Source organism: Sporichthya sp. (genome assembly GCF_013815995.1).
Lineage (GTDB): Bacteria > Actinomycetota > Actinomycetes > Sporichthyales > Sporichthyaceae > Sporichthya.
This window is the reverse complement of sequence record NZ_JACDFE010000296.1, coordinates 1-4394: the sequence shown is the minus strand read 5'-3', so window position 1 is coordinate 4394 and position 4394 is coordinate 1. Positions and strand designations below refer to the sequence as shown.

The 4394-nt window shown below is 72.4% G+C and carries 5 protein-coding genes and 1 pseudogene; 4 read left to right on the top strand and 2 right to left on the bottom strand.

What is annotated here, in order from left to right; all coding sequences use genetic code 11:
- A pseudogene (locus H0X00_RS21925) lies at window positions 1-380 on the bottom strand (hypothetical protein); the annotation flags it as partial.
- A gap of 48 nt (window positions 381-428) precedes the next feature.
- Window positions 429-1148, bottom strand: coding sequence for an ABC transporter ATP-binding protein (locus tag H0X00_RS21920; protein WP_293774839.1), 720 nt, complete (start codon window positions 1146-1148; stop codon window positions 429-431).
- Window positions 1149-1240: 92 nt separating this feature from the next.
- Here H0X00_RS21920 and H0X00_RS21915 point away from each other — a divergent pair, with 92 nt between their 5' ends.
- The 4 genes from H0X00_RS21915 to H0X00_RS21900 all read left to right on the top strand — a co-directional run bounded on the left by H0X00_RS21915 (window position 1241) and on the right by H0X00_RS21900 (window position 4122).
- The gene (locus tag H0X00_RS21915) at window positions 1241-2032 is read left to right on the top strand and encodes a metallophosphoesterase (protein ID WP_293774837.1); all 792 of its coding nucleotides are present in this window, start codon (window positions 1241-1243) and stop codon (window positions 2030-2032) included.
- Window positions 2033-2129: 97 nt separating this feature from the next.
- Window positions 2130-2567 carry an SRPBCC family protein gene (locus tag H0X00_RS21910; RefSeq protein WP_293774836.1) on the top strand — a complete coding sequence of 146 codons (438 nt, stop codon included), beginning with the start codon at window positions 2130-2132 and terminating at the stop codon, window positions 2565-2567.
- Window positions 2567-3760: an ArsA family ATPase gene (locus H0X00_RS21905; protein WP_293774834.1), complete on the top strand. Its 1194-nt coding sequence runs from the start codon at window positions 2567-2569 to the stop codon at window positions 3758-3760. The genes H0X00_RS21910 and H0X00_RS21905 overlap by 1 nt, the downstream gene beginning before the upstream one ends.
- On the top strand, window positions 3757-4122 hold the full coding sequence (locus H0X00_RS21900; RefSeq protein WP_293774832.1) for a hypothetical protein: 366 nt from the start codon (window positions 3757-3759) through the stop codon (window positions 4120-4122). Before H0X00_RS21905 ends, H0X00_RS21900 begins: the two co-directional genes overlap by 4 nt.
- The last annotated feature ends 272 nt before the right edge of the window (window positions 4123-4394 follow it).

Here is a 4394-nt window from a genome sequence, read left to right as displayed (position 1 = left end):
GTCAGGTAGCCGGTCGCGGTCGCGGCGCCGAGCACCTGCGCGAGCCAGGTCAGGTTCAGCGGGCTGAGCAGCAGCGAGCCGACGGCCAGCGTCGACGGGCGGACCGGGAACGCAAGCAGCTGGTCCTCGGGGAAGAGCTGGTAGCCGCCGCCGACCGCGAGGGGTGCGAGCACGGCCACCCCCGCCACGCCGGCGAACAGCGCCGGCACCACCCAGGCCGAGTGCAGGGCATGGTTCTGCTGCGTTCCGGCCCAGACCGCCAGCGCCAGGACGGCGGGCAGTGCGCACACCGCCAGAGTCAGCCCGATCCGCGCCAAGCGCGAGCGCACCATCCGCCGGCGCAGCCCGAACAGGGCGCGCAACTGACGCAGCGTCAGCATGGGGTCAGCACGGGGTCAGCACGGGGTCAGCACGGGGTCAGCACGGGGTCAGCTTCGGGCGCCGGCGAGCAGCGCGCGGTACCGGTCCGATCCGACGTCGCCACCGAGCTCGGCACTCGGCGCGGCCCCGACCACGCGGCCCTGCCGGAGCACGACCACCTGGCCGGTCGCGCGAACCACCAGGGGTAGCAGATGGGAGGAGATCACCACTGCGGCGCCCGCGACCTGTGCCTCGGCGACCAGATCCAGGGTGGCGTCCACCCCGAGCGGGTCGACGCCGTCGAAGGGCTCGTCGAGCAGCAGCACCGCGGGGCCGTGGAAGGCGGCCAGAATCACCGACATCCGCCGACTCATGCCGTGGGAGAAGCCGGCCGTGACCCGGTCGGCCTCGCCGCCGAGGTCGAAGCGCTCCAGCAGGTCCCGGGCCCGGTCCTGCCACCCGTCGGGGAGCCGTCGCAGCCGGGCCGCCAGCTCCAGGTGCTCCCACGGGGTCGCCCGCGGGATCAGCCCACCCACGTCCGGGCAGTAGCCGACCATCGCGCGGGCCGCGAACGGGTCGTCGGCGACGTCGATCCCGCCGATGCTCACCCGCCCGCCGGCCGCGGGGAGCGCGCCGGCCATCACCCGCAGCGTGGTGGACTTCCCGGCGCCGTTGCGGCCCAGCAGGCCGACCGCGGCGCCGGCGGTGACGGTGAGGTCGACCCCGTCGACGGCCCGCACCCGGCCGAAGGCGACCTGCAGGTCGCGCACCTCCACCAGGGCGGTCATGGGAGTCAGTGTCACCCCGTCCCGGACCAGCCGCAGCAATTCGGGGCACTCCGGGGCAATCCATGGCACAGCGCGGCACCTACCCTGAGCCCATGCGGGTGCACGTGGTCAGCGACGTCCACGGTTCGGCGGACGCTCTGAAAGCAGCCGGCGACGGGGCCGACGCCCTGGTCTGCCTCGGCGACCTGGTGCTCTTCGTCGATTACGACGACCACACCGGCGGCATCTTCGGCGACCTGTTCGGGGCCGAGAACGCTGCGCGCTGGGTGGCGCTGCGCACGGCCGGGCAGATGGAGGGCGCCCGGGCGTACCTGCACTCGCTGTGGGCCGGGGTCGAGGGCGACCCGTGGACGCACATCGAGGCCGCGGTCCGCCAGCAGTACGCCCAGTTGTTCGCCGCGATGCCGGACCCGACCTACCTGACCTACGGCAACGTCGACCTGCCCGCGCTGTGGCCGGAGTTCCTCGGGTCGGCGCACACCGTGCTCGACGGCCAGATCGCCGAGATCGGGGGCCGGATCTTCGGCTTCGTCGGCGGCGGGCTGCGCTCGGCCTACCGGACCCCGTTCGAGATCTCCGACGAGGAGTACGCGGCCAAGGTGGACGCGGTCTTCAGCGCCGCGGCGGCGATCGGGCGGCGCGTGGAGGTTTTCTGCGCTCACATCCCGCCGGCTGTGGCCGAGCTCACCTACGACGTGGTGGCTCGGCGCTTCGAGCGCGGCAGCGAGCAGAGCCTGGCCGCCATCCGGAAGCACCAGCCGGACCTGGCCCTGTTCGGTCACGTGCACTCCCCGCTGGCGGCCCGGCTGCGGATCGGGCGCACCGAATGCATCAACGTCGGGCACTTTCGAGGTCAGGAGCGACCGCTCGTTCTGGAGTGGTGACGCTCACCGTGACGGTCCCCACGACCCGGCCGGGAAACGGGGTCTGACGTCCGCGATAACCTGCGGAGCCTGATAAGCACAGCGTGGAGGACCATCAATGGCCGACTCGACGACGGCGAGCATCACCGTGAACGCCTCGCCGGACGCGGTGCTGGCCGTGATCGCCGACTTCGAGGCCTACCCGGAGTGGACGGGCGCGGTGAAGAAGGCCGAGATCCTCGGCCGGCGCCCGGACGGCCGGGGCGAGTTGGTGCACTACCAACTCGACGCGGGCGCGATCAAGGACGAGTACACGCTCACCTACGACTGGTCGCAGGTTCCGCAGGTGCTCACCTGGACCCTCGTCGAGGGTCAGATGCTCAAGTCGCTGGACGGCTCCTACGCGCTCTCCCCGGCCGAGGACGGCGGGACCGACGTCACGTACACACTGTCCGTGGACGTCAAGATCCCGCTGCTCGGGATGATCAAGCGCAAGGCCGAGAAGGTCATCATCGACACCGCCCTGCGTGAGCTGAAGAAGCGCGTCGAGAGCTAGTGCGGGTCCTCCTCTTCACGGGCAAGGGTGGGGTCGGCAAGACGACGGCCGCCGCCGGGACCGCGACGCTGGCCGCCGCCCGTGGGCACAAGACCCTGGTGCTCTCCACCGACGCCGCCCACTCCCTGGCCGATGCCTTCGGGATCCCGCCGGCCGCCGACCCGACCGAGGTCGAGCCCAACCTGTTCGTCCAACAGGTGGACGCGCAGCGCAAGTTCGAGCACACCTGGGTGGAGATCCGCCGCTACCTGCTATCGGTCCTGGACTCCGTCGGCGTCGACTCGATCGAGGCCGAAGAGCTCACCGTGCTGCCCGGCGCCGAGGAGGTGCTCGCGCTTCTGGAGTTGCGCGACCAGGCCCGCTCGGGCCGCTGGGACCTGGTCGTCGTGGACTGTGCGCCGACCGCGGAGACGCTGCGCCTGCTCGCACTGCCCGAGGCGCTGAACTGGTACATGGACCGGGTCTTCCCGATCGAGCGTCGGATGGTGCGTGCGCTGCGCCCCGTGCTCGGTCGGGTGACCGGGGTGCCGATGCCCGCCGACGGGGTCTTCGCCGCCGTCGAGCGTCTGCACGGCGAGCTGGCGGGGGTGCGTGAGGTGCTCACCGACCCCGGCACCTCCGTGCGCCTGGTGCTCACCCCGGAGGCGGTGGTGGTCGCCGAGGCGCGGCGCACCCTGACCTCGCTGTGCCTCTACGGCTACCGGACCGACGCGGTGATCGCGAACCGGATCTTCCCGGTCGGCGGCGCCGACCCCTGGCGCGACGGCTGGGTTGCGGCGCAGACCGCGATGCTGGCAGAGGTCGAGGCGTCCTTCGCCCCGCTGCCGGTCCTGCGTTCGCCCTACCGGGCCGCGGAGCCGGTCGGCGTCGCGGAGCTCGGTGCGTTCGCCGCGGAGGCCTACTCCTCGGCCGGTGGCGATCCGTGCGCCCTCCTCGCGCAGACCGAGACGATGACGATCCGCAACGTCGCCTCCGGCCCGGCCGAAAGCCGCTACGTGCTCTCCCTCGCCCTGCCGCTGGCCGACAAGCGGGACATGGACCTGCGCCGCAAGGGCGACGAACTGGTGCTCACCGTCGCCGGCCACCGCCGCCAGCTCGCGCTCCCGAGCGCGCTGCAGCGATGCACGATCGCCGGGGCGCAGCTGCACGACGACCGCCTCGAGATCACCTTCGCCCGCCCGCTCGTGTCATGACTGACGGGTCGACGACCGACCGGGCCACCACCGACCCGTTCGGTGCGGCCGCCGAGGAGGCGGCGCGGCTCGTCGACGCCCTCGGGCAGTGGCTGGGTGCGCGGTCTGCCGCCCGGCCCAACAGCGGTATCGACCTGGGTTACCTCACCACCCACATCGCCACCGGCGCCGCCGAGTGCAAGCTGTGCCCGCTCTGCCAGCTGATCTCCCTCGCCCGGCAGAGCAGTCCCGAGCTGGGCCATCGCCTGGAGGAAGCGATGGAGGCCGTGCTCGCCCTGGCCCGGACCGCGCTGGAGGGTCTCGAGGGCCAGCGCGCCGCCAAGCCCGAGGGCTCCGGCTTCGAGACCATCAAGATCACCTGAGCAGTTCCTGACCCCCTTGCGTCCGACCAACTGAGCGCTATAACCCACACTTCGTCGGACGTAGTAGGGCCTGACGGTGGATCAGGTTAAGTTCGACCTCGATGGGAGGGGCGCGCGTGGGACTTGCGGTCGGGATCGACCTCGGTGGGACCAAGCTCCGCCGTCGGCTCCCCGCGGCCGGGCACCGGCCGGTGGCCGAGATCCGCGCCGCGAAGCTGGGACCGGCGGCCGGAATGGTCGGCGCGGCCGACCTGGCCCGGGTGGGCGCCGGC

What these genes read in the sequence shown, in the direction of transcription:
- H0X00_RS21920 (WP_293774839.1), bottom strand. Translation starts at nt 1,148, where the DNA reads ATGACCGCCCTGGTGGAGGTGCGCGACCTGCAGGTCGCCTTCGGCCGG.
- H0X00_RS21915 (WP_293774837.1), top strand. Translation starts at nt 1,241, where the DNA reads ATGCGGGTGCACGTGGTCAGCGACGTCCACGGTTCGGCGGACGCTCTG.
- H0X00_RS21910 (WP_293774836.1), top strand. Translation starts at nt 2,130, where the DNA reads ATGGCCGACTCGACGACGGCGAGCATCACCGTGAACGCCTCGCCGGAC.
- H0X00_RS21900 (WP_293774832.1), top strand. Translation starts at nt 3,757, where the DNA reads ATGACTGACGGGTCGACGACCGACCGGGCCACCACCGACCCGTTCGGT.